Source organism: Streptomyces sp. SAI-127, assembly GCF_029894425.1.
Classification (GTDB): domain Bacteria; phylum Actinomycetota; class Actinomycetes; order Streptomycetales; family Streptomycetaceae; genus Streptomyces.
The window spans coordinates 9,209,070-9,232,920 of sequence record NZ_JARXYJ010000001.1; the positions used below are offsets into that span (position 1 = coordinate 9,209,070).

At 70.7% G+C, this 23,851-nt stretch carries 15 protein-coding genes and 2 pseudogenes; 12 read left to right on the top strand and 5 right to left on the bottom strand.

Translation table 11 applies throughout. From position 1 onward, the window contains the following. From M2157_RS42260 to M2157_RS42270, 3 genes and pseudogenes are all read right to left on the bottom strand, one after another. Entirely contained in the window at positions 1 to 1,080 is a 1,080-nt protein-coding gene (locus M2157_RS42260) for an ABC transporter permease (protein ID WP_280855858.1), read from the bottom strand. Further along, positions 1,080 to 2,087 (bottom strand): substrate-binding domain-containing protein, encoded by a 1,008-nt coding sequence (locus M2157_RS42265; protein ID WP_280855857.1) that lies wholly within the window; start codon positions 2,085 to 2,087, stop codon positions 1,080 to 1,082. Before M2157_RS42265 ends, M2157_RS42260 begins: the two co-directional genes overlap by 1 nt. Positions 2,088 to 2,848: 761 nt before the next feature. Next, positions 2,849 to 3,374 (bottom strand): annotated as a pseudogene (locus tag M2157_RS42270) (IclR family transcriptional regulator C-terminal domain-containing protein); the annotation flags it as partial. 151 nt (positions 3,375 to 3,525) lie between these two features. On the opposite strand from M2157_RS42270, the gene M2157_RS42275 reads away from it, so the two are divergent. The 11 genes and pseudogenes from M2157_RS42275 (at position 3,526) to M2157_RS42325 (ending at position 20,682) form a co-directional block, all read left to right on the top strand. Further along, the gene (locus M2157_RS42275) at positions 3,526 to 4,863 is read left to right on the top strand and encodes a gluconate:H+ symporter (RefSeq protein WP_280855856.1); all 1,338 of its coding nucleotides are present in this window, start codon (positions 3,526 to 3,528) and stop codon (positions 4,861 to 4,863) included. A gap of 39 nt (positions 4,864 to 4,902) precedes the next feature. Further along, positions 4,903 to 6,231 carry an enolase C-terminal domain-like protein gene (locus M2157_RS42280; protein ID WP_280855855.1) on the top strand — a complete coding sequence of 443 codons (1,329 nt, stop codon included), beginning with the start codon at positions 4,903 to 4,905 and terminating at the stop codon, positions 6,229 to 6,231. A gap of 179 nt (positions 6,232 to 6,410) precedes the next feature. Next, a pseudogene (locus M2157_RS42285) lies at positions 6,411 to 7,011 on the top strand (hypothetical protein). Between the two features lie 122 nt (positions 7,012 to 7,133). After that, the gene (locus M2157_RS42290) at positions 7,134 to 10,328 is read left to right on the top strand and encodes an amidohydrolase family protein (RefSeq protein WP_280867818.1); all 3,195 of its coding nucleotides are present in this window, start codon (positions 7,134 to 7,136) and stop codon (positions 10,326 to 10,328) included. Between the two features lie 169 nt (positions 10,329 to 10,497). After that, positions 10,498 to 13,104, top strand: a complete 2,607-nt coding sequence (locus M2157_RS42295; protein ID WP_280867819.1) for a SpoIIE family protein phosphatase — start codon at positions 10,498 to 10,500, stop codon at positions 13,102 to 13,104. A 2-nt stretch (positions 13,105 to 13,106) separates the two neighbouring features. Then, positions 13,107 to 14,051: a substrate-binding domain-containing protein gene (locus M2157_RS42300; RefSeq protein ID WP_280867820.1), complete on the top strand. Its 945-nt coding sequence runs from the start codon at positions 13,107 to 13,109 to the stop codon at positions 14,049 to 14,051. Positions 14,052 to 14,096: 45 nt separating this feature from the next. After that, positions 14,097 to 15,341, top strand: a complete 1,245-nt coding sequence (locus M2157_RS42305; protein ID WP_280867821.1) for a sugar ABC transporter substrate-binding protein — start codon at positions 14,097 to 14,099, stop codon at positions 15,339 to 15,341. Then, positions 15,338 to 16,249, top strand: coding sequence for a sugar ABC transporter permease (locus M2157_RS42310; RefSeq protein WP_280855848.1), 912 nt, complete (start codon positions 15,338 to 15,340; stop codon positions 16,247 to 16,249). The genes M2157_RS42305 and M2157_RS42310 overlap by 4 nt, the downstream gene beginning before the upstream one ends. Then, on the top strand, positions 16,246 to 17,073 hold the full coding sequence (locus M2157_RS42315; RefSeq protein WP_280855847.1) for a carbohydrate ABC transporter permease: 828 nt from the start codon (positions 16,246 to 16,248) through the stop codon (positions 17,071 to 17,073). The genes M2157_RS42310 and M2157_RS42315 overlap by 4 nt, the downstream gene beginning before the upstream one ends. Before the next feature lie 5 nt (positions 17,074 to 17,078). Then, on the top strand, positions 17,079 to 19,094 hold the full coding sequence (locus M2157_RS42320; protein ID WP_280867822.1) for an alpha-xylosidase: 2,016 nt from the start codon (positions 17,079 to 17,081) through the stop codon (positions 19,092 to 19,094). Positions 19,095 to 19,203: 109 nt separating this feature from the next. Further along, positions 19,204 to 20,682: a glutamate-cysteine ligase family protein gene (locus tag M2157_RS42325; protein ID WP_280855845.1), complete on the top strand. Its 1,479-nt coding sequence runs from the start codon at positions 19,204 to 19,206 to the stop codon at positions 20,680 to 20,682. Here M2157_RS42325 and M2157_RS42330 read toward each other — a convergent pair whose 3' ends face one another. Both M2157_RS42330 and M2157_RS42335 read right to left on the bottom strand, forming a co-directional pair. Next, positions 20,683 to 21,786, bottom strand: coding sequence for a Gfo/Idh/MocA family oxidoreductase (locus M2157_RS42330; RefSeq protein WP_280855844.1), 1,104 nt, complete (start codon positions 21,784 to 21,786; stop codon positions 20,683 to 20,685). Beyond that, entirely contained in the window at positions 21,756 to 22,466 is a 711-nt protein-coding gene (locus tag M2157_RS42335; RefSeq protein WP_280855843.1) for a ThuA domain-containing protein, read from the bottom strand. The genes M2157_RS42330 and M2157_RS42335 overlap by 31 nt, the downstream gene beginning before the upstream one ends. A gap of 216 nt (positions 22,467 to 22,682) precedes the next feature. Between M2157_RS42335 and M2157_RS42340 the strand changes: the two genes are divergently transcribed. Next, positions 22,683 to 23,825 carry a S1 family peptidase gene (locus M2157_RS42340; protein WP_280855842.1) on the top strand — a complete coding sequence of 381 codons (1,143 nt, stop codon included), beginning with the start codon at positions 22,683 to 22,685 and terminating at the stop codon, positions 23,823 to 23,825. Positions 23,826 to 23,851 lie beyond the last annotated feature (26 nt).

Below are 23,851 nucleotides of genomic sequence, written 5' to 3' on the forward strand. Positions count from 1 at the left end.
TTACCTCCGGGTCGCGGTGCGGCTGACCCACAGATTGATCATGACGGCGCCGAGCAGCATCACGCCGAGGAAGGCCTTGAACCAGTCCGGGTTCCAGCCGGCGTAGACGATGCCCTGCTGGACCATGCCGAACATGAACGCCCCGAAGACCGGGCCGATCGCCGAGCCCGCGCCGCCGGTCAGCAGACAGCCACCGATCACCGCCGCGGAGATGTAGATCAGTTCCTGGCCCACGCCCTCGCCGGACTGCACGGTGTTGAAGGAGAACAGGTTGTGCATGCCGACGAACCAGGCCCCGAAACCGACCAGCATGAACAGGCTGATCTTCGTGAAGGTGACCGGCACGCCCACCGCCCGCGCGGAGTCCTTGTTGCCGCCCACCGCGAAGACCCAGTTGCCGTACCGGGTGCGCAGCAGCACCCAGGTGGCGATCGCGGCGAACACCAGCCAGTACACAATCGTGATCTTGATCTGGACGCCGCCGACCTCGAAGGAACTCGCGAAGACCTTCTTGGCCTGGTCGAAGCCGTCCATGTTGCTGATGTCGTCGGTGGCCACGTTCCCGGTCACCAGCTTGGTCACCGCCAGGTTGACACCCTGCAGGATCAAGAACGTGCCCAGCGTGATCAGGAAGCTGGGCAGACCGGTCCTGACCACCAGCCAGCCGTTGAGGAACCCGATCGCCAGCGCCACCAGCAGCGCCACCACGATGCCCGCCCACACGTTCAGGGTGAGCTGGAAGGCGAACATGCTCGCGGTCAGCGCGGAGGTGATCACCGCGACACCCGACGACAGGTCGAACTCCCCGCCGATCATCAGCAGCGCCACCGGCAACGCCATGATCCCGATGGTGGACGACTGGTACAGGATGTTCGCCATCGAACTGCCGTCCCGCACCGGCGGAGCGGCGATCAGGAAGAACACCCACACCGCCACCGCACCCAGGAACACCCCGACCTCCGGACGCGCCAACAGGCGCAGCGCCAGGGATCGTTCCGCGGTCCGGCCGTCCTTGACCTTGCCCGGGCCGGAGGCCGGCGGTGTGGTCACCGCCGGCTCGGCGTGCTGGGTCATACCCATCACCTGGTGCCCTTCGCCGCGAACTCGGCCACGGTGGCGGCGTTCTCCTTGGTGATGAAGGCCGGGCCGGTCAGTACCGGAGCTGTTCCGCCGCCGCTGACATTGCCGTTGTTCTTGTAGAGCCACAGGGCGTCGACGGCCAGGTAGCCCTGGAGGTAGGGCTGCTGGTCGACGGCGAACTCGATGGAGCCGTTCTGGACGGCGGCGACGAGGTCCTTGTTGAGGTCGAAGGTGGCGACCTTGGCCTTGCTGCCGGCGTCCTTGATGGACTGGATGGCGGTGAGGGCGAAGGGGGCGCCGAGGGTCACGACCTGGTCGATGCTGGAGTCCTGCTGGAGCTTGGCGGTGATGGTGGACTTCACGGAGGGCATGTCGGTGCCGGTGACGTAGATCTTGTCGGTCTTGCCGGAGAAGCCCTTGGCGAGGCCCGCGCAGCGGGATTCCAGGGCGACCTGGCCCTGGGACTGGACGACGCACAGGGCGTGCTTGGCGCCGAGGGTGTTGAGGCGTTCGCCGAAGGCATGGCCGGCGATGTTCTCGTCCTGGCCGAAGTACTCCAGCATGCCCAGCTTCTTCCAGTCGTCCAGGCCGGAGTTGAAGCCGGTGACCGGGATGCCGGCCTTCTCGGCCTTGGCCACGACGGCCTTCATGGCGTCGGGTTTGGCGGCGGTCAGGGCGATGCCGTCGACTTTCTGGTCGATGGCGTTCTGGACGAGGTTGGCCTGGGCGCCGGCGCTGGGGTCGGCCGAGTAGACGAGCTTGATGTTGTCCTTGGCGGCCGCGGCCTGAGCGCCCTTGCGAATGAGGTCCCAGAAGGTGTCGCCGGGCTCGGCGTGGGTGATCATGGCGATGGTCATCCGGGGGGTGCTCGCCTTGCCCGCGGAGGCGCCGTCCGCGCTGTTGTCCTCGGACTGTTTGCCGCCGGAGCTGCTGGAACAGCCGGCGGCGAGCAGGGTGCCCGCCAGGACGGTCGCGGCCAGGGCGGCGGCTCGGTGGTTTCTGTGCATGTCCCTTGCACCTCGCTGTGCTGTTCGAATGGGAATGAGGATCCGGCGTCGACAAAGGAGTTCCGCCCGGTCCGGAGAGCGCGGGCAAGCGGCTTGGAGCGCCTTGTGCGGCGGGAGATGTCGTCGCGGCAGCCGTGGGTGTGGGCCGCGCATCGGGCTACTAGAGCGCGTTACTAGTGCGCGCTAGGTGGTCGTACTATGAAATGCCCCGCTGGTGATGTCAATAGATTTGTCAGGACGTATCGACAAGCTCCGCGGGTCGCCCCGAGTTCCTCGCGGTCTGCGGTCTGCGGGTTGCGGGTTGCGGGCTGTGGGCTGTGGCCCCGGCGAGGCCGCGGCCGCCTCGGTGATGTGTGCCGGCCGCCAGGATGTGGGCCAGGCCTGCTCGGGACGGGTGGCGACGAGATCGTGCCCGACGGGCACCCGGCCCACGGTGATCTGTCCCTGTTCCGTGAACGAGCCCCTGCCGGTCACCGACGCGGTGAGGAACATCGCCACCGGCGCCGCGAGCGTGACGGCCGTCGCCTACGCCTTCCTGGCCCCGTCGACTGGGACGGCCGTGGCCGCGCTGGGCCTTGGTTGCCTACCGGGCGGCTGTATCGGCCCGATCGTCATGCGGCGACTCCCGAGAGGCCGCTACGGATCGCCAGCGCCCTGGCCGGCCTGGCCGTCTCTCTGTGGCAGCGGGCGGTTGAGAACCCGTGCAGGCGTTCACTGTGCCGACCGCGGCACCGCCGATTCGATCTTCGAGCGAACCTCCGCCGGGACAGCGGCACCGAGCAGCTGATCGCATCGACGGCCGGCGTGTCGTACCGCAGGGCGGACCCGAACCCGGCGATACCGACGACCGTCTCTTCCCGGTCGACCGAGTAGCCACGCGCCCTTACCTCCGCGAGATCGGCCAGCAGAGTGGCCCGAGCGGTATGCGCGTTGGCCGTGAGGGCCCTCAACGGTTCGTCACCGAGCGGGAGTTCGTCGTCTTGACGCTCCGCGAGCAGGGCCTTGCCGAATGCCCCGGCGTTACGCGGGCACCCGTCGGCCCACGCGGCTGATCGTGCGCAGGTAGTCGTGCGACTCCCGTGTCGCCAGGTAGACCACGTCCGAACCGTCCAGTCGCGCAAGGCGGATGGTCTCGCCGAGCGCGTCCGACGCCTCGTCGAGATACGGCCGCACCAGCCTCGGAGAGTTCGCCGCAACCGCGCATGCCGCGACGGTACGGACCGTCGATTTCACCTCGGGTACGCCCGCGCGCTGCGGCATGGGCCGATCCTGAGTCGATTCGTGCACACCCCATTGACCCCGGTGAGCTCCGCATCTAGCCTCCGTCCTCATATGTAGACAACGTCTTTGTATGAGGATCGTGTTCAGCGGAGTGACTAGTACGGGTGCTCCGGTGAACTCACCTCACCGCACTGCCAGTTCAAAGGAGAACTGACACATGCCGCTCGTCGTGGTCGGGATCAGCGTCCTCGTCCTGCTCTTTCTGATGACGAAGCTGAGACTGAACGGCTTCGCCGCTCTCCTCCTGGTCGCCGTGGGTGTCGCCCTGGTACGCGGCATCGGCCTCGAGGAGATACCGGACGTCCTCTCCGAGGGCATCGGTGACCAGATCGGCGACACGATGCTCACCATCGGGCTCGGCGCCATGGTCGGCCGTGTGATGGGGGACTCCGGTGCCGCGCAACGGATCGCCGGCAAGCTCCTCGACGTCTGCGGCCCGCGCTGGGTGCAGGTCGCCATGGTGCTGTCCGCGATGCTCATCGGCGTGACGATGTTCTACGAGGTCGCCTTCGTGATCATCGTGCCGGTGGCGTTCACCCTCGTCCGGGTCACCCGGGTGAACCTCCTGTGGGTGGGGCTGCCGATGTCGATCGCCCTGTCCACCATGCACAGTTTCCTGCCGCCCCACCCGGGCCCCACGGCCGTGGCCGCCACCTTCCATGCCTCCGTCGGACTGACCCTGTTCTACGGCCTGTTCATCGCGGTCCCGGTCGGCGCGTTCATCGCGCTGCTGTGGCCGCGCCTGCCGTTCGTCCGGCGGATGAACCCCGAGATCCCCAAGGGCCTGGTCAGCGAACGGGTCTTCGAGGAGGAGGAGATGCCCGGCATGGGCTGGTCGCTGGCGGTGGCCCTGCTGCCCGTCGTGCTGATCGCCGGTGCCGCGGTGACCGACCTGGCCACCTCGGGGGACAGCGCCGGGCTGCACTTCGTCGCCTTCATCGGCTCCGCGCCGATCGCCCTGCTGCTGACGCTGCTCGTGGCCGTCTGGGTCTTCGGGCCGCGCATGGGGCGCAGCCTGGCCGAGGTGAGTACCTCGTGCAAGGAGGCCGCCCAGGCGATGGCGATGATCCTGCTGGTCATCGGCGCGGGCGGGGCCTTCAAGAACGTCCTCGTCGAGGGCGGGATCTCCGACTACATCAAGGACGCGACCGACGGCTGGTCCATCTCGCCGATCATCCTGGCCTGGCTGATCGCCGCGATCCTGCGGGTGGCCCTCGGTTCCGCGACCGTCGCCGTCGTCACCGCCTCCGGCGTGGCACTGCCGCTGCTCGCGGGAAGCGGGGTCCACGCCGAGGTCATGGTGCTCGCCGTCTCCTGCGGGTCGATCGCCTTCTCGCACGTCAACGACCCGGGCTTCTGGATGTTCAAGGAGTACTTCAACCTGTCCGTCATCGACGCGATCAAGGCACGGACCACGTACACGACGGTACTCGCGGTCCTGGGCCTCGGGGGTGTACTGGTCCTGGAACAGGTGCTGGACGCCCTGAAGGTCTGACCTCCCCCTCATCAACCATCAGAAGGACACCGCCTCGCCATGAGCCAACCCGTCGTCACGAAGTTCTCCGTCCACCCAGTCGCCGGCCGGGACTCCATGCTCCTGAACCTCTCCGGTGCCCACGCCCCGTACTTCACCCGGAACGTCGTCGTCCTCGAGGACTCCGAGGGACGCACCGGCCTCGGCGAGGTGCCGGGCGGCGACGGCATCACACGGACCCTCCGCGACGCCGAGCGCCTGGTCGTCGGTGCCCGCGTCGGCGACTACAAGCGGGTCCTGCGCACCATCCACGACACCTTCGCCGACCGTGACTCGGGCGGCCGCGGCGCCCAGACCTTCGATCTGCGGACGACCGTGCACGCGGTCACCGCCGTCGAGTCGGCGCTTCTGGATCTGCTCGGACAGCACCTCGACGTCCCGGTCGCGGCGCTGCTCGGCGACGGACGGCAGCGCGATGCCGTACGGGTCCTGGGCTACCTCTTCTACGTCGGCGACCCGGACCGCACCGACCTCGCCTACGTCCGTGAGCCCGGCGCGGAAGCGGACTGGTACCGCATCAGGCGCGAGGAGGCACTGACCCCCGAGGCGATCGTCCGCCAGGCCGAGGCCACCTACGACCACTACGGCTTCCGCGACTTCAAGCTCAAGGGCGGTGTCCTGCCGGGCAGCGAGGAGGTCAAGGCCGTACACGCGCTCAAGGAGCGGTTCCCCGAGGCCCGCATCACCCTCGATCCGAACGGCGCCTGGTCCCTGCGCGAGGCGGTCGAACTGTGCCGTCCGCTCGTCGGCACGCTCGCCTATGCCGAGGATCCGTGCGGTGCGGAAGGCGGCTACTCGGGCCGGGAGATCCTCGCCGAGTTCCGCCGGGCCACCGGACTGCCCACCGCGACCAACATGATCGCCACGGACTGGCGGCAGCTGACCCACGCCCTGGCCCTGCAGTCGGTGTCCATCCCGCTCGCCGACCCGCACTTCTGGACCATGCAGGGCTCGGTCCGGGTCGCCCAGCTGTGCCATGCCATGGGGCTGACCTGGGGCTGCCACTCCAACAACCACTTCGACATCTCGCTCGCGATGATGGCGCACTGCGGTGCCGCCGCCCCGGGCGAGTACAACGCCCTCGACACCCACTGGATCTGGCAGGAAGGCCTGGAACGGCTCACCGTCGAGCCGCCGCGGATCACCGGCGGCGAGGTCGCCGTCCCGGACACGCCCGGCCTCGGGGTCCGGCTGGACCGCGACCGGCTCCGGGCCGCTCAGGAACTGCACGAGGAGGTGGCCTCGGCGGGCCGTGACGACGCCGCCGGGATGCAGTACCTGATCAAGGGCTGGGCCTTCGACGCGAAGCGTCCGTGCCTGGTGCGCTGAGTTCCGCATGCGCTGACCGCCGCGTGTGCCGAGTTCCGCGTGTGCCGAACTCGTTGACATGGTCAAGACAGCTCATTAGCATCCGTGAAGCCTTGGAAAGCGCTTTCCAGTTCATGCCTCGACTTCCCCCCACGGGATCCGCCCCCCCACAGGATCCACCCCCACAAGAGGACCCCCACATGAACCCACGGAAGATCGCAGTGGCGGCAGCGCTCGCCGCCCTGCTCCTGGCCGGCCCCGGTATCGCCCAGGCCGCTCCGCCCGCCGCGCCCCCACCCCAGGAACAGGTCGCGGCGGCCACCATCACCTGGACCCTGGAGCGGGCCAGCAACCCCACCGCGGACCAGCAGGCGGCGTACACCCTCATCACCTCGGCGATGAACGCCGCGGTGGCCCGCTACAACAACCTCAGCGACCTGGGGAAGTCCATCACCGTCCGCTACGACACGAGCGTGCCCACCGCGGACGGCAACCTCAACGGGACCATCCGCTTCGGCGGCAACCGCAGTTACATGACCGAGCGGACCGCTCTGCACGAGATCGCCCACACCATCGGCGTGGGCACGAGCTCGGGCTGGTCCTCCCTCGGTGGCAGTGGCACCTGGACGGGTGCTCAGGCGACCGCCCTTGTCCGGCAGTTCGACGGTTCCTCGGCCAAGTTGTCCACCGGCGGTGGGCACTTTCTGGCCGTACGGCCTCAACTACGAGAACGAGTTCTCCGGCACGGCGGCCGACCGCCACGTGGGGATCGTCGCCGCGATGGTGCGTGACGGTCTGTGAGCTGAGGGCTTGGTGTCCGGGGGCGAAAAACCGCTCCCGGACACGGTGTTCGGGCGCAGGACCGGCCCCTGCGGGGAAGGGCCCTTGTCGACCGGTACCTCACCCGCGCACTGGAGGCTCCCTTGGACGCGCACGGCACACATGACACCTTCCGGCCCGGTCCGCTCTCCCGCCGCAGATTCCTCCAGGCCGCCGGTGTCACCGCCACCGCCGTCGCGGCCGCCGGTTCACCCGCCTCGGCCGCCCCCTCCCACTCGGCCACCCTCTCCCTTACCGCTGCCACCGGCGGTTCCGCGACGCTCTCCCCGGCCGGCGACCGGCTCGTCGCCGAAGTACAGAACGTGCTCTGGTCGATTCCACGTACCGGTGGCACCGCCGTCGCGCTCACCTCGCCCGGCCTCGAACCCACCCGTCCGCAGTTCTCGCCCGACGGCGGCCGCCTCGTCGTGTGCGCCTACCGCGGCGGCGGCTTCCACCTTTGGACACTGCGGTCCGACGGCAGCGACGTACGACAGCTCACCGACGGGCCCTGGGACGACCGCGGCCCCGCCTGGTCGCCGGACGGCACCCGGATCGCCTTTGCCTCCGAGCGCGGCGGCGACACCGTGACCGGCAGCCCGTACCGCATCTGGGTCGTCGACGTGCGCTCCGGGGCACTGACCCGGCTCACCGGACGCGCCGCCCAGCAGGGCCCGGCGCAGGACGGTGCCTGGGAGGACTTCGACCCGACCTGGTCGGCGGACGGCGAGCGCGTGCTGTTCGTGCGCGCGGCCGTCACCGCCACGGGCACCCTGCGCGCCGACGCCCTCGCCTCGGTGGCCGCCGACGGTTCGGGACCGGTCACCGTCGAGCACACCGACGACTCCGGCGCCCAGCTCATGACCCCGGCCGTCTCACCAGGCGGCCGCCTCGCGTATCTGCGCACCACGCCTGCCCCCAGCGCCTCGTGCACCCTCGTCGTGGACGGCACGCCGATCGCCGTCGACGGAGACGTCCTTCCGGCGCCGCCCCGCTGGACCGACGGCGAACGGCTCCTGCTCGCGGTGGACGGCCACTTCCGCCTCGCGGACCCCGAGGCGCCCGCGGCGGGGGAGGAGATCCCGTTCACGGCCGCGATGCCCGTGCGACGGCCCCGCTACCGCGGCAAGGCGTACGACTTCGAGGGCGCCGGCACCCGGCCCGTGCGCGCCCTGCATCTGCCCGCCCTCTCGCCCGACGGCCGCAGCGTCGCCTTCGCCGCGCTCAACTCCCTGTGGACCGCCGGGACATCGGGCGGGCGCGCACCCCGCAGGGTGCTCCGGGTCCCGCACACGCGCTATGTGCTGGGGCCGACCTGGACACCCGACGGCACGGGGCTGGTCTTCGCCGACGACCGGGACGGACTGTTCGCCGTACGGCGCCGGGACCTCGACTCCGGCGAGGAGACCGTGCTCGCCGACGGCGGCCGGGTCTTCCCCGCCCTCTCGCCCGACGGGACCCGGCTGGCCTGCCTGGACATGTCCGGCAACCTGCTCGTGCGCGACCTGTCCGACGGCAGCGAACGGACCCTCGTCGCACCGCTCGGCGCGGGCGGTCTGCCCGGTCGCCCCAGCTGGTCTCCCGACGGGCGGTACGTCGCCCTGTGCGATCGCAACCGGCTCAACCAGCGCTTCCGTGAGGGCTACAACCTCATCCGGGTCGTCGACACCACCACCGGCACCGCCGCCCTGCACGCCCTCGCCCCGCACACCTCCCTCTCCGACCGCTACGACTCCGGCCCGGTCTGGTCCCCGGACGGCCGCTGGATGGCCGTGGTCGCCGAGTCCGCTCTGTGGCTGCTGCCGGTCCGCTCGGACGGCACCCCCGACGGTGAGCCGCGCCGCCTCACCTCCGAGCCCGCCGACCACCCCTCCTGGTCCGCCGACGCCCACACGCTGCTCTATCTCTCCGCCGGCACCCTGCGCCTGATCGACGTCCGCAGCGGCAAGGCCCGTACCGTCAAGGTGCCGCTGGACTACCGCCGCCCCCGTCCGGCCGACACCCTCGTGCACGCGGGCCGGTTCTGGGACGGCACCGGACCGGACGTCCGCGAGGACATCGACCTCCTGATCCGTGACGGCCGTATCGCGGAGGTCTCCCCGCACCGCACCGGGCGATCGGCCGCCCGCCGACTCGACGCGAGCGACCGCACCGTGCTCCCAGGACTCTGGGACGCGCACACCCACCCCTGGCAGAGCACCTACGGCGGACGTCAGACCGCGCTCCAACTCGCCTACGGCATCACGACCGCCGTCTCCCTGGGCGGCTTCGCCTACGAGCAGGCCCGGATCCGGGAGGCGGTCGCCGCCGGAGTACTCGCCGGGCCACGGCTGCTGGCCACCGGTGAACTGCTCGACGGGGCCCGCGTCGCCTACAGCATGGGCCGCGCGCACCGCACCCCTGAGGGGCTGCGGCGCTCGCTGGAGCGCGGGGCGGCGCTGGACTGGGACTTCGTGAAGACGTACGTCCGCGCCCCGGGCTGGGTGATGAAGGAGGCTGCGGACTTCGCACACGAGCGGCTCGGTGTGCGCAGCGGCAGCCATCTCTGTACGCCGGGCGTTCAGCTCGGGCAGGACCTGACGACCCATCTCCAAGCCACGCAGCGGCTGGAGTTCGGGCATGCGACCACGGCCACGGGCCGCGTCCACGAGGACGTCCAGGAGATCTACACCAAGGCCGGGTTCCACCTCGTCGCCACCCCGTTCACGGCGCTCGCCCTGCTGGGCGCGGACCCCGCCCTCGCGGAGGACCGCCGTGTCACCTCCCTGATGCCGCCGTGGGACACGGTGTTGGTCCGCCAGCAGGCCGGTCAGGCACCAACGTCTGATCAACTGGCCACCCTCGAACGGGAGTTGACCGTGTATCGGCGCATCCTGGCCGACGGCGGTCAGGTCGCGCTCGGCACGGACCAGCCGCTCGTGCCGGTCGGTCTGCATCTGCACCTGGCCCTGCGGGCGCTGCACCGCGGCGGGCTGACTCCCACCGAGGCCCTGCGCACCGCCACCCTGCTGCCCGCCCGTGTGTTCGGCGCGGACGCCGACCTGGGGACACTGGAGGAGGGCAAGCTCGCCGATCTCACGGTCGTGGACGGAGACCCCTTCACCGACTTCGACACCCTGATCCGTACGGTGGCGGTGCTGCGCGGAGGTGTGCACTTCGAGCAGGCGGACCTCGTGGACGCCTTCGACTCGGTGCGGCGCTCCGGTGTGTCCTCCGACGCGACCTCGGAGGCGGAATGGCTCGGGGTGAGCCAGCAGCTGCGGCGTGAGGGATGCTGCGATCCGGGGTCCGCGCTGTGACGCCTGCGGGTCCCTGGATCTGACTTGTCCGATTCCTGTGCGGCGCGCACTCTGGGTCTGTGAGGCACCTCACCGCGCGAATTGAGCAAGAATGGCCACTTTTGATCAAGGGAACGGTCACAGCGGGTGGTCATCCGATGTCGCGACGGTCACCCTCAGCCTGGACGGCGTGGTCACGGGGTGGAGCGAGGGCGCTCGACGACTGCTGGGCCATCGAGCCCCGGAGGTCGTAGGGCGCGCCGCGACGGATCTGCTCCTCGGTGAGGGAGCGCCCGGGGCGACCGGGCTCTCCCTCACCGGCTCCCAGGAATGGAGGGGCACGGCGGCACTGCGGCATCGGGACGGCCACCGCGTCGAAACGGCCCTGCACGCCCAGCCGTCGCTGGGCGGCGACGGCATGGCCCACTCCTTCGTCGTGGCACTCTCCCCGGGTCCCGACCGATCCATGGTGGAGTGGGCCTTCGACCAGGCCTCGATCGCGCTCACCACCCACAGCGTGACGTCCGGCTCGTGGCGCAGGAACGCGACGGCGGAGAGCGGGGGGCGAGGGACGGGGGCCGAGGGCGGTGCGCGACCGGCTGGGGGCGAGGGTGGCGCGCGACCGGTTCGGCTCGACGGCGGAGCGCGACCGGCTGGGGGCGAAGGCGGAGCGCAAGCGGTGGGGGCCGAGGAGCGGGCGGTGGGGGCCGACGGTGGAGCCCGAGCGGCAGGGGCCGAGGGCGGGGAGCTGCCGGCAGGAGACGGAGACGAGCCGGCTACCAGGGGCGGGAGTGAACCGGCGGTGCGCCAAGCCGCACGCGGAGTGGCCCGCGACGCCGGATACGAGCCGCAGGCGCCCGCCCCCGCCGACGAAGGCTTCCTCCGGTGTGTCCGCCGGGTCGCCGAAGAACGCGCCCCGATGCGCTACGAGTGTCTGGCCCCGGAGCCGGCCTGTCCCCCCGGCGCCGTCCCCCGCAGTTCCGCCCACCACCGCGCCTGGGTCATCGAGCTCTGGCCCGTCCGCGACCCCGCGACCGGTGAGGTCGTCGGCGTGGGCACCGCCGCGTTCGACAGCAGCGACCAGCACGCGGCCCGGCAGCGGCTCGCCCTGTTGCAGGAGGCCGGCACCTCCATCGGCACCACCCTGAACGTGGCCCGCACCGCCCAGGAGCTCGCCGATCTCGCCGTCCCGCGCCTCGCCGACTTCGTCAGTGTGGACCTCCTCGACTCCGTGCTGCGCGGGGACGAACCCGTGCCGGGACCGGTCGACGCGGCCGTGGTGCTCCGCAGGGTCGCCCATCAGTCCGCCGCCGAGGGGGAGGGCGTCCCGGAGGCGGCCGTCGACCTCGGCGGGGTGGACACCTACCCGCCGTTCTCCCCGCCCGCCCGCTGCCTGGCCGATGGGAAACCGGTGCTCAGCGGCGCGGGCGACCCCGACTTCGCCGCCTGGATCGCCGGACACGAGACACGCACCGCACGTGTGGCGGAGTACGGGTTCCACTCCGTCATGGCCACCCCCCTGCGCGCCCGGGGCATCACCCTCGGCGTCGCGGTCTTCACCCGCAGCAGCGGCTCCCCGCCCTTCGAACCGGACGATCTGATCCTCGCCGAGGAACTCGCGGGCCGGGCCGCGGTCGGCGTCGACAACGCCCGCCGCTACACCCGTGAGCGCACCAACGCCCTCACCCTCCAACGCAGCCTCCTGCCCCGGGACCTGCCCAGACAGGCGGCCGTCGAGGTGGCGTACCGCTACCTGCCGGCCGGCACCGGCGCGGGCGTGGGCGGCGACTGGTTCGACGTCGTGCCCCTGTCGGGCACCCGCGTGGCCCTGGTCGTGGGGGACGTGGTCGGGCACGGCATCCATGCCTCCGCCACGATGGGCCGGCTGCGCACCGCAGTCCGCACCCTCGCCGACGTGGACCTCCCCCCGGACGAACTCCTCACCCACCTGGACGATCTGGTCACCCACCTGTCCACGGACGAGGAGGACCTCGCTCCGGACGAGCCGTACGTCGTCAGCGGCGAAGTCGGGGCGACCTGTCTGTACGCCGTCTACGACCCGGTCTCCCGCGTGTGCACCTTCGCCAGCGCAGGTCACGTCCCGCCCGTCGTGCTGCTCCCCGACGGCACGGCCCGGGTGGTGGAGCTGACGCCGGGGCCGTTGCTCGGCGTCGGAGGGCTGCCCTTCGAGTGCACCGAGCTGGAGCTGCCCGAGGGCAGTCTGCTGGCCTTCTGCACCGACGGCCTGGTCGAGGCGCGCGACCGTGACCTCGGCCTCGGGCTCGACCGGCTCTGCGAGTGCCTGGTCGGTCCGGTCGCCTCACTGGAAACGACCTGCGACACCATTCTCAAGGCCCTGCTGCCCAGGAGCCCCTCCGACGACGTGGCCCTGCTCCTCGCCCGCACCCGTGCCCTGCACGCCGACCAGGTCGCCGCCTGGTCCCTGCCCTCCGACCCGTCGATCGTGGCCGACGCCCGCGCCCAGACCACCCGCCAGCTCACCGCCTGGGGGCTGGAGGAGGCGGCGTTCGTCACCGAGCTGGTGGTGAGCGAGCTGGTCACCAACGCCATCCGCTACGGCGCCGTTCCGATCGGCCTCCGACTCATCCGCGACCGGACCCTGATCTGCGAGGTCTCCGACGCCAGCAACACCGCCCCGCATCTGCGCCGGGCGCGCACCTACGACGAGGGCGGCCGCGGGCTGCACATGGTCGCCCAGCTCACCCAGGGCTGGGGCACCCGCCAGACCCCCCTGGGCAAGACCATCTGGGCCGAACAATCCCTCCCGGCCGGCTGACCATGGCAGCGCGACCCGGAACCGACGACTCCGGCGGCGGCACCCACACGCTGGGGCTCCTCTACCCGCCCGCCGGCCGCCTCCGTGACTACACCACCATGCAGCTCTCCTTCGTGGGCGGGGTGGCCGAGGCCGCTGCCCAGCAGGGCTACGACCTGCTGCTCGCCCCCGCCGGCGGCCATGACGACCCCTCTTTCCCGCGGATGATCGACGACCGGCGGGTGGACGGCGTGATCGTCATGGAGATCCGCCGGGAGGACGACCGCGTGGAGCATCTGGCCGAGGCGGGTTTCCCCTTCGTGGCCATCGGCCGAAACCACCGGGCCGACGTGGCCGGCTGGGTCGACCTGGACTTCGCCGGCCTGGCCGGCGGCTGCGTCCAGCACCTCGCCGATCTCGGCCACCGCAGAATCGCCTTCGTCAACCGGTCCGAGCAGCTGTTCAACAGCGGCTACGGTTTCGCGCGGCTCGGGGACGAGGGCTACACCGAGATGATGAAGAAACTGCTGCTCACCCCGCACGCCTACCTCTGCGGCGACGACCTCGCCTCGGGAGAGGAGGTCGTGGAGCGGATCCTGAGCGAGGACCCCGCGACGACGTCGCTGGTCACCATGAACGAGGCGGCCCTGGAAGGCGTCTACCGCGGACTCACCCGGCACGGCCTCAGCGTGCCGCGCGACTTCTCCGTCGTCGGCGTCGCGGCCAGTCCGTGGGCCGAACAGGTGAATCCGCCGCTCACCGCCGCCGAGATACCCGCCAAGGAGATGAGCCGGGTCGCCGTCGACCTGATGATGCGGCGGCTGCGCTCACCGGACTCGCCGCCCCGGCACGTCCTGCTCAAACCGCTGATCACTCTGCGCGGCAGCACGGGACAGTGCCGGCCGGTGCCGGGCTCGGAACCCGAGAATGAACTCCCCGATTTCCCCGATTTGGACCTGGACTTCTGATACGTCCGTTTCTGTGACCCGATCATCGAACCCTGGGAGCAGAACATGTCGTACCCCCTCGACCGCCGCGGTTTTCTCCGCGCCTCGGGCGCGACAGCGGCCGCTGCCGCCCTCGGCGCAGGCGCGGCCCTGACCTCCTGCAGCTCGGACACGTCGGGCCCGGTGACCCTCGAATGGTGGGACTACTTCACCCTGGACAACTTCCAGCCCGGAATGAACCGCCTGATCAAGGACATCGAGGCCGGCGTCCCGGACGTGCGGATCGAGCGGCGGACCTTCCCGTTCGCGGAGCTGGACCGGCAGATCACCCTGGGCGCCATCTCCGGCGACCTTCCCGACCTCGCCATCGTCGACAACGTCGCCATGAACACCCTCGGGGGCAGCCGTCTGCTGGCCGACCTCACCGCCAGAGTGGAGAAATGGGGCCAGGCCGACCAGTACTACAAGGGACCCTGGGAGGGCTGCCATGTGGGCGGAAAGACTCTGGGCATCCCCAACAACAGCAACTGCCTCGCCCTCTACTGCAACACCCGCATGCTCAAGTCCGCCGGCGTCGAACCCCCCACCACCTGGGACGAACTGGCCTCAGCCGCCCAGAAACTCACCAGCGGCGACCGCTACGGCCTGGCGCTGAGCGCGATCAAGACCGAGGAAGGTGTCTTCCAGTTCCTGCCGTTCCTCTGGCAGGCGGGCGGCGACCTGGACACCTTCAGCACCTACGGCGCCACCGCGCTCACCTTCCTGGACGAACTGATCGCCAAGGGCTCCCTGTCCGAACAGTGCGTGGGCTGGACCCAGCAGGACGTCAACACCCGCTTCCTCAACCAGCGCGCCGCGATGCAGATCAACGGCCCGTGGCAGATCCCCACCCTGAAGAAGGCCGACTTCGACTGGAACGTCGTCGCCCTGCCCCGCGACAAGAAGGCCGCCACCTGCCTGGGTGGCGAGAACTGGGTCGTGATGGCGAACAGCAAGCACGTGGACAAGGCGTGGGAGGTCCTGGAGTACACGCAGCGCCCCTCGGTCCTGGTGCCGTACCTGGTGGCCTTCGGTGAACTCCCCGCCCGCAAGGACCTCGCCGACCGGGGCAGCTGGGCCTCGGACCCGGCCCTGCGGCTCTTCCTCAGCCAGCTGCCCCTGGCCCGGCCGCGCCAGTACGGCGCCCACTACGCCGAAGCCTCGCAAGCCGTCGCGGAGGCGGAGCAGGCCGTACTCACCGGATCCGCGTCCCCGTCCGCCGCGGCCAGGACCGCGGCCGGAAAGATCGACAAAGCTCTGAGCGAGCAATGAGCCGGCCCTCCGCGCGCCGCCGCCGCACCGGCTACCTCTTCTGCCTGCCGGGCATGGCCTTCCTCGCCCTCTTCCTGGCCTACCCGCTCCTCTACAACGTCTGGACGTCCGTCCATGACGTCGACCTGGGCCAACTCCTCGGCGGGGCCGAGCGGTTCAACGGACTGGACAACTACCGGGCCGTGGCCGACGACCCGGGCTTCTGGCACTCCGTGCGCCTCTCCCTGGTCTTCACCCTCGCCTCGCTGCTGCTCCAGTTCACGATCGGCTTCGCCCTGGCCCTGCTCTTCGCCCGCCCGTTCCCCTTCAACGGCCTGCTGCGTTCCCTCCTGCTGGTCGCCTGGCTGCTGCCCCCGGTGGTCAGCGGCACCCTCTTCCGCTGGATGCTGGACGCGGAGTCCGGCGCCTACAACGCCCTGCTCCAGGCAGTCGGCCTGAGCGGTCTCTCCCACGACTGGCTCACCGACCCGTCCACCTCGATGGCGGGGGTGGTCTTCGCGAACGTCTGGGTCGGCGTGCCCTTCAACATGCTGCTGCTCCTGGTCGGACTGCACACCATCGACCCCGAACTCCACGAGGCCGCCGCCATCGACGGAGCGAGCGCCTGGCAGCGCTTCCGCCACATCACCCTCCCGCTGATGCGGCCCGTCTCGGTGACCGTCCTCCTCCTCGGCCTTCTCTACACCTTCAAGGTCTTCGACCTCGTCTTCGTGATGACCGGCGGCGGCCCCGTCGACGCCACCCGCGTGCTCTCCCTCTACGTCTACGAGGTGTTCTTCACGTTCTTCCGGTTCGGCCAGGGAGCCGCGGCCGGCCTGCTGCTGCTCGTCGTACCCCTGCTGGCAGGTGTCTGGTACGTACGACGGCTGCGGCGCGAGGACGAGGCGCCGGCGGGAGGTGCCGCATGAGACCACCGCGCCACCCCTGGCTGTTGACCGCGATCGCCACGCTGATCACCGCCGTCTTCCTGCTGCCGGTGTACTGGATGGTGAAGACCGGCCTCACCCGGCCGGACCGCATCCAGACGCCGGACCCGCAGTGGGCGCCCAGTCCCGTCACCGGCGAGAACTACTCGACGGCTTTGGGGTACGAGGGCCTGACCCGGGCTCTGCTCAACAGTCTGGTCATCTCCTGCGGGGTGGTCGCACTCACTCTGCTGCTCGGCGTCCCGCTGGCCTACGCCCTCGCCCGCATCCGGATGCGGGGCTCGGGCACGATGGTGCTCGCCCTCCTCGTCGCCCAGCTCCCGCCCGCCATCGTGCTGGCTGCCCCGCTGTTCATCCTCGAACGCCGGGCCGGTCTCACCGACACCTACCTGGGCCTGATCGCCGCCGACACCACGCTCACGCTGCCCTTCACGGTGATCGTGCTGCGTCCCGTGATGCGCAGCGTGTCCCCGGAGCTGGAGGAGGCGGCCCTGGTCGACGGCTGCGGACTTCCCGGTGTGCTGCTGCGGGTCGTCCTGCCGCTCATGGTGCCCGGTGTGGTGGCGGCGGCCGGACTGTCCTTCCTGATCGGCTGGGGAGAGTTCCTGTTCGGGCTCACGCTCGCCGAGGGGCCCGGCGTCCAGCCCGTCACCGTCCTGCTCAATGCCTTCATCGGGCAGCACGGGACGTCGTGGGGCGCCCTGATGGCCACCGCCACTCTCATCAGCATCCCGGTGGTCTGCGTCTTCGCCGTCTTCCAGCGCTTCATCGTCGGCGGGCTCACCGCGGGCAGCGTGAGGGGCTGAGCGCCATGCATCCTCGTGACCGCGCGCCCTGGGTGGCACCGCCTCCACCCTTCATCCCGGCCGCGCCGGATCCCTTGGCCGGTGCTTCCGTCGCCTCGGCGGGCAAGGACGGCGTGACCCTCGACGTACGCACCGCTGCCGGACATCCCGGCGTCCTCCGTCTGCGCCCCGCGACGGGTAACTGCCTACGGATCACGCTGCGGTTGGACGGCGTTCCGGCGGCGCCCCGGGTGTCCGTCGTCACCGCGCCGACGGACACCCGCTGCACGGTCGAGCAGTCGCCGGACGCTGTCACCCTCCACCTCGAGTCGCTGTGTCTCCGAGCCCGTCTGGCGCCTTTGGCCATGGAACTGACGGACCGTCAACTACAACAGGCGACCGATGTGAGCGATCCCAGCGACCGCAGGACCGTCCTGCCCCTCGGCGTCACCGAACTCGCGGACGGCCGACTGGCCTACCACGACAGCTGGTTCACCGAGCCCGACGAGCACTTCTACGGCCTCGGTGAACGCTTCACCGGCCCCGACCTGCGCGGCCAGCGCGTCGACTGCTGGGTCGAGGACGCCCAGGGCTCGACCGGCACCCGCTCCTACAAGGCCGTCCCGTTCCTGCTCTCCAGCCGGGGCTACGCCGTCCTGGTGGACACCACCACCGCGGCCTCCTTCGACCTCGCCCACAGCAACACCGGCGCCTGGTCCCTGACCGTCCCCGACGAGGAACTCGACTACTACCTCATCACCGGCACCCCCGCCGAGTGCCTGCGCACCTACCGCGACCTGACCGGCCCCGCCCTGCTGCCCCCGGACTGGGCTTTCGGCCCCTGGATCTCCGGCGGCTTCCGCCCGGACAGCGCGGCCGAAGTGCGCGAGCGAGCCCGTCGTATCCGCGAACTCGGCTTCCCCTGTGACGTGTTGCACATCGACACCTACTGGCAGCGGCGCGGCTGCTGGTCGGACATGGAGTGGGACACCGAGGCGTTCCCGGACCCCGGCGGGCTGATGACCCACCTGGCCGGACAGGGCTTCCACGTCTCGCTCTGGATGAACCCGTACATCAGCGTCGACAGCCCGTACTTCACCGAGGCGGACCGCAACGGCTGGTTCCTGCACACCCCTTCGGGCTCCACCTGGACCGGCCAGGTCTGGGGCGGCGCGCACCCGGACTCGGCCGTCCTCGACCTGACCCACCCAGGGGCCGTCGACTGGTTCCGGGACCGCGTCCGCCAGGTCCTGGCCACCGGGATCTCGGTACTCAAGACCGACTTCGGTGAGGCGGTGCCCGCGGAGGCGGTGGCGTACGACGGCATGACCGGCGACCGGCTGCACAACCTCTACCCCCTGCTCTTCAACGACCTCGTGGCCGAGGTCACCCAGGAGGCCGCGGGCCACGGCCTTACCTGGGGCCGCTCCACCTGGACCGGCGGCCAGCGACACGGCGCCAAGTGGACCGGCGACCCCAACGCGAGCTGGCAGGACCTGGCGTCGACCTTGCGCGCGGGCCTCTCGCTCTCCTTCTCCGGTCACCCCTTCTGGAGCCACGACATCGGCGGCTTCCATGGCACGCCGGAACCCGAACTCTTCGTCCGCTGGGCGCAGTTCGGCCTGCTGTCACCCCTCAGCCGGTTCCACGGCATGACGTCCCGGCTGCCCTGGGACTTCGGCGAGGAGGCGTACACGGCCGTCCTGCACGCGGCCCGGCTGCGCACGAGCCTGCTGCCGTACGTCCACCGCGCCGCCGCCGACGCGGTCCGCACCGGAGAACCACTCGCCCGCCCCATGGCCCTGGACCACCCCGACCGCCCGGACGCCCACGCGGCCGACCTCCAGTACCTGCTCGGCCCCGACCTGCTGGTCGCCCCCTTGTACGCACCGGGCGGACGCAGACAGGTGTGGTTCCCGCCGGGGGAGTGGCTGCCGTACGCGGGCGCCGGAGGGCCGATCACCGGCCCTGCCTGGCGTCGGGTCCGCATCCCCCTCACCGCCGCCCCGCTCTGGCTACGGGCCGGAGCGCACGTTCTGTGAGCAAGAGGTCGCACACCGCCCCGGTGGCGTGCGCCGACTGTCCGGGGCGCTTTCGAGGTGGGACTCTGGGACGGGAGAGGTAACCGCCGAGGGGACTCGGGAGGGCCCGATGGGACGTGACGTGCCGGCCCTGGTGTTCACGCGGGAGGACCGCCGACGGTACCGGGACAAGATGCACACCTGCCTCGACGTCCTCGCGCAGATGCTGCGCGAGTCCGGCTTCGAGAGTGAGCGGCCTCAGGTCGGGCTGGAGATCGAGCTCAACCTGGTGGGCGAGGACGGCCTCCCGGCGATGCGGAACACCGAGGTGCTCCAGGCGATCGCCGACCCCGCCTGGTCCAGCGAGCTGGGCCGCTTCAACCTGGAGATCAACATTCCGCCGCGCCGGCTCCTGTCCGGCGGGCCAGGCTCCTGGGAGCAGGAGATCCGTGACGCCCTCAACCACGCCGAGGAACGCGCCTCGGCCGTCGGCGCGCACCTGATCATGGTGGGCATTCTGCCGACGCTGGGCGAGGCGGACGTCGGCGAGACCGCCCTGTCGGGCGATCCGCGCTACCGGCTGCTCAACGAGCAGATCTTCGCGGCGCGCGGTGAGGACCTGCGCATCAAAGTGGAGGGCGTGGACCGCCTCGCGATGTACGCCGACGCCATCACCCCCGAGGCCGCGTGCACCAGCACGCAGTTCCATCTCCAGGTCGCCCCCAAGGAGTTCGCGGACTACTGGAACGCGGCACAGGCCGTCGCGGGCGTGCAGATCGCCCTCGCGGCCAACTCGCCCTTCCTCTTCGGCAAGGAGCTGTGGCGCGAGACCCGTATCCCTCTCTTCGAGCAGGCCACCGACACCCGCCCCCAGGAGATCAAGGCACAGGGCGTACGGCCCCGGGTGTGGTTCGGGGAGCGGTGGATCACCAGCGTCTTCGATCTCTTCGAGGAGAACGTGCGCTATTTCCCCGCGCTCCTGCCGATCTGCGACGACGAGGACCCGCAGGAAGCACTGGACAACGGCGGTGTCCCGGAGCTCGGCGAACTGACCCTGCACAACGGCACGATCTACCGCTGGAACCGCCCGATCTACGCCGTCACGGACAGCGGCCCGCACCTGCGCATCGAGAACCGGGTCCTGCCCGCCGGGCCCACGGTGGCCGACATCATCGCCAACGGCGCCTTCTACTACGGCCTGACGCGCGCCCTGGTCGACGAGGACCGGCCGGTGTGGACGCGCATGTCCTTCTCGGTCGCCGAGGAGAACCTGCACACCGCCGCCCGTGACGGCATCGACGCCCGCCTGTACTGGCCGGGAGCGGGCGAAGTGCCGGTCACGGAACTGGTGTTGCGGCGACTGCTGCCCCTGGCGCACCGGGGCCTTGAACTGGCCGGTATGGACGCGGAGTGGCGTGAGCCCCTGCTCGGCGTCATCGAGCAGCGCTGCGTCACCGCCCGCAACGGCGCCCTGTGGCAGGCGGAGACGGTCCACCACCTGGAGAAGGCCGGCGCAGGCGACCGCCAGGAGGCGCTGCGGCGGATGACGACGGCATACATGGACTACATGCACCTCAACGCACCCGTGCACACCTGGCCCGTGGACTGATCACCGCCACTCCTGCGGAGGCGTCAGCGGCACCGGAGCCGGCCGCTCGACCGACGTCGTCAGCTCGATCCGCCGCCCTTCGGCCGACGAACGCAGCAGGGCGGTCATCGTCTCCAGTACATGCAGGGCGAGTTCACCGCTCGCGCGCGGTGCCCGCCGTCCGTCGGCCGCGACGAAGTCGAGCAGACCGACGCCCCGGGCGGCGCCGGCGTAGCCTGCGGACGGCGGAAGCGTGCGCCAGCCCTTCTCGCCCGCGCCGAGTTCGAGGAGCTGTACCTCGCCGTCGAAGTTGTTCGGATCCGGGACCGAGAGGGTGCCCCTCTCGCCATGGACCTCGATCGGCGCGGCCGTGGTGGCGACGCCGTCGAAGCTCGTCGTGATCGTCGTCAGGGCCCCGCCCTCGTGTTCGAGGACCCCGGAGACATGGCTGTCCACCTCGACCGGGATCCGCTCGCCGGTGCGCGGGCCGGACCCGATGACCCGCTCGGGGCGGAGCCGGCTGGACGCCCCGATCACGGCACGCACCGGACCCAGCAGATGGACCAGGGAGGACAAGTAGTACGGCCCCATGTCCAGCAGGGGGCCGCCACCGGCCGTGTAGTAGAAGTCCGGGTGGGGATGCCACCGTTCGTGTCCGGGGGTGACCATGGCGGCCGAGGCGAACAGCGGGCGGCCGACGGCCCCGGACTCCACCGCCGCCCGTGCCGTCTGGACGCCGGTGCCCAGGACCGTGTCCGGCGCGCATCCCACTCCGACCGCCGCCTTCGCCGCGGCATCCAGGACGGTGCGGGCGTCGGTGAGTTCGGCGGCCAGCGGTTTCTCGCCGTAGACGTGCTTGCCGTGGCCGATGGCACCGAGGGCGATCTGGGCGTGCGCCGCGGGGACGGTGAGGTTCAGGACCGTGTCGACGTCCGGGCTGCTCAGCAGTTCCTCGACGGACAGCGCCCGCACCCCGGGCAGTTCGGCGGCGACGGCGGCCGACCGGGAGGCGTCCAGGTCGGCGACCGCGGTGACGCGCACGGCGCGGTGACCGACGAGCGTGTCCAGGTAGGCGCGGGATATGACGCCGAGCCCTACGACGCCGATGCGGTGCGCGTCGCCCACAGCATGCCCCTCTCGATGACGGTACGGACGGCGGGGTTCTCGAGGACGTCGAGGCTGTGCCCGGGTGTCGTCACCACGACCCGTCCGGCACCCCACTGACGGGTCCAGACCGCCGGGGAGGTGACCGGCCGGTGCCAGGGCTGCCACGGCTGTGCCGGGTGGGTGGTGGTGGCCAGGACGTCGATCAGGTCGTCGTGGAGCACCCAGTACTGCTCGGTGTGCAGCTCGAAGTCCTCGATGCCCGCGGTGACGGGGTGTTCGCGGCCGAGATCGGTGATCGTGACGGTGTGCGGCAGGAAGTTGTCCTCCTCGCCGCCCCGCCGCTCGCACGGTTCCTTGCCCGGGTGGGTCGCGAACTGGCCGCCCACCAGGTGGAGGTAGTCGGAGGAGGCGCGGAACGAGTCGGCGATTCCGCCGTGCCAGCCGGTGAAACCGGTACCGGCCACGACGGCCGTGCTCAGTCCCGACACCTGCTCGGCGGTGATCTCTGACATGGTCACGCACTGCACGACGAGGTCGGTGGCGGCCATCTCGGCGCTGTCGGCGTAGACATCGGTCGACTCCTCGATCCGGACGTCGTAGCCGTTGCTCTCCAGAAAGGGCAGGAACAGCTCCGTGGCCTTGACCGGCTGATGTCCCTCCCAGCCGCCTCGGACCACCAGTGCTTTCTTTCGCGTCATCTTGTTCCTTTGTGGGGCACGACAGGTTCCTGGGGGAGATCCCCCGGACGGGCCGAAGGAAATCCACGTTCCGCGTGCCGGGATTTCGCCAACCTCGGTATTGGTATGGACCTGTCAATAATCAGCGGCTAGGCTCTGCCGGGCCACACTGAGAGCGCTCTCAGAGAACTCTGCTGTTCCACCCCCACCCCGTTGGAACGACGAAGGGCAATCTCCATGAGACGCACCAGAATCATGCGCGCGGGCCTGGCCGTGCTGCTCCTGCTCGGCGCCGGGGCGGCCGCGGGCACGGTTCCCGCCACCGCCGACGAGAAGGCGCCCGCCTCCGCCGGTCTCCTCTCCGCCATGCAGCGGGACTTCGGTCTCTCGCGCCAGCAGGCCGAGGCAAGGCTCGCCGCCGAGCGGCGGGCCACCGCTCTGGAGTCCAAGGTCCGCCGGACCGCGGGTACTTCGTACGGCGGCTCCTGGTTCGACGCCGCCGAGGGGACCTTGACCGTCGCCGTCACCCACGACACCTCCGCGACCACCCTCCGCGAGATACGTGCCACCGGTGCCACGGTCCGCACCGTCACCCACAGCGCCCGCGAACTCGCCGCCACCCAGGCCCGGATCGACAAAGTCTCCGCGCCGGACGCCGTCAGCAGTTGGCACGTCGACCCGAAGGCCAACACGGTGGTGGTGAACATCGTCAGCGGCCGGCAGGCTGACAACGATGTCCGGGAGTTCGTCGCCCGCGCCCGCGAGGCGGGCCCCGTCACCGTGCGCGAGGTGGCCGCCGCACCGACCACCTTCGCCGCCGGAACCGTCGGCGGCGACCCCTACTACACCGGCAACGTCCGCTGTTCCATCGGCTTCTCGGTCCACGGCGGCTTCGTCACCGCCGGCCACTGCGACCAGCACACCGGCGCCGTCTACGGCTGGGACCGCAGTTACGTCGGCAACTTCCAGGGCTCGTCCTTCCCCGACAACGACTACGCCTGGGTCAATGTGGGCAGCGGCTGGTGGACCGTCCCGGTCGTACTCGGCTGGGGTACCGTCTCCGACCAGCTCGTGCGCGGGTCGAACGTGGCGCCCGTCGGCTCCTCGATCTGCCGCTCAGGATCGACCACCCACTGGCACTGCGGGACGGTCCTCGCGATGAACGAGACCGTCAACTACAGCCAGGGCGCCGTGCACCAGATGACCAAGACCAGCGTCTGTGCCGAACCCGGCGACTCCGGCGGCTCGTTCATCAGCGGTGACCAGGCCCAGGGCGTGACCTCCGGCGGCTGGGGCAACTGCTCCAGCGGCGGCGAGACCTGGTTCCAGCCCGTCAACGAGATCCTCAACCGGTACGGCCTGACCCTGCACACCGCCTGATCGCAGGTGGGGGCCCTGCCTTCGGG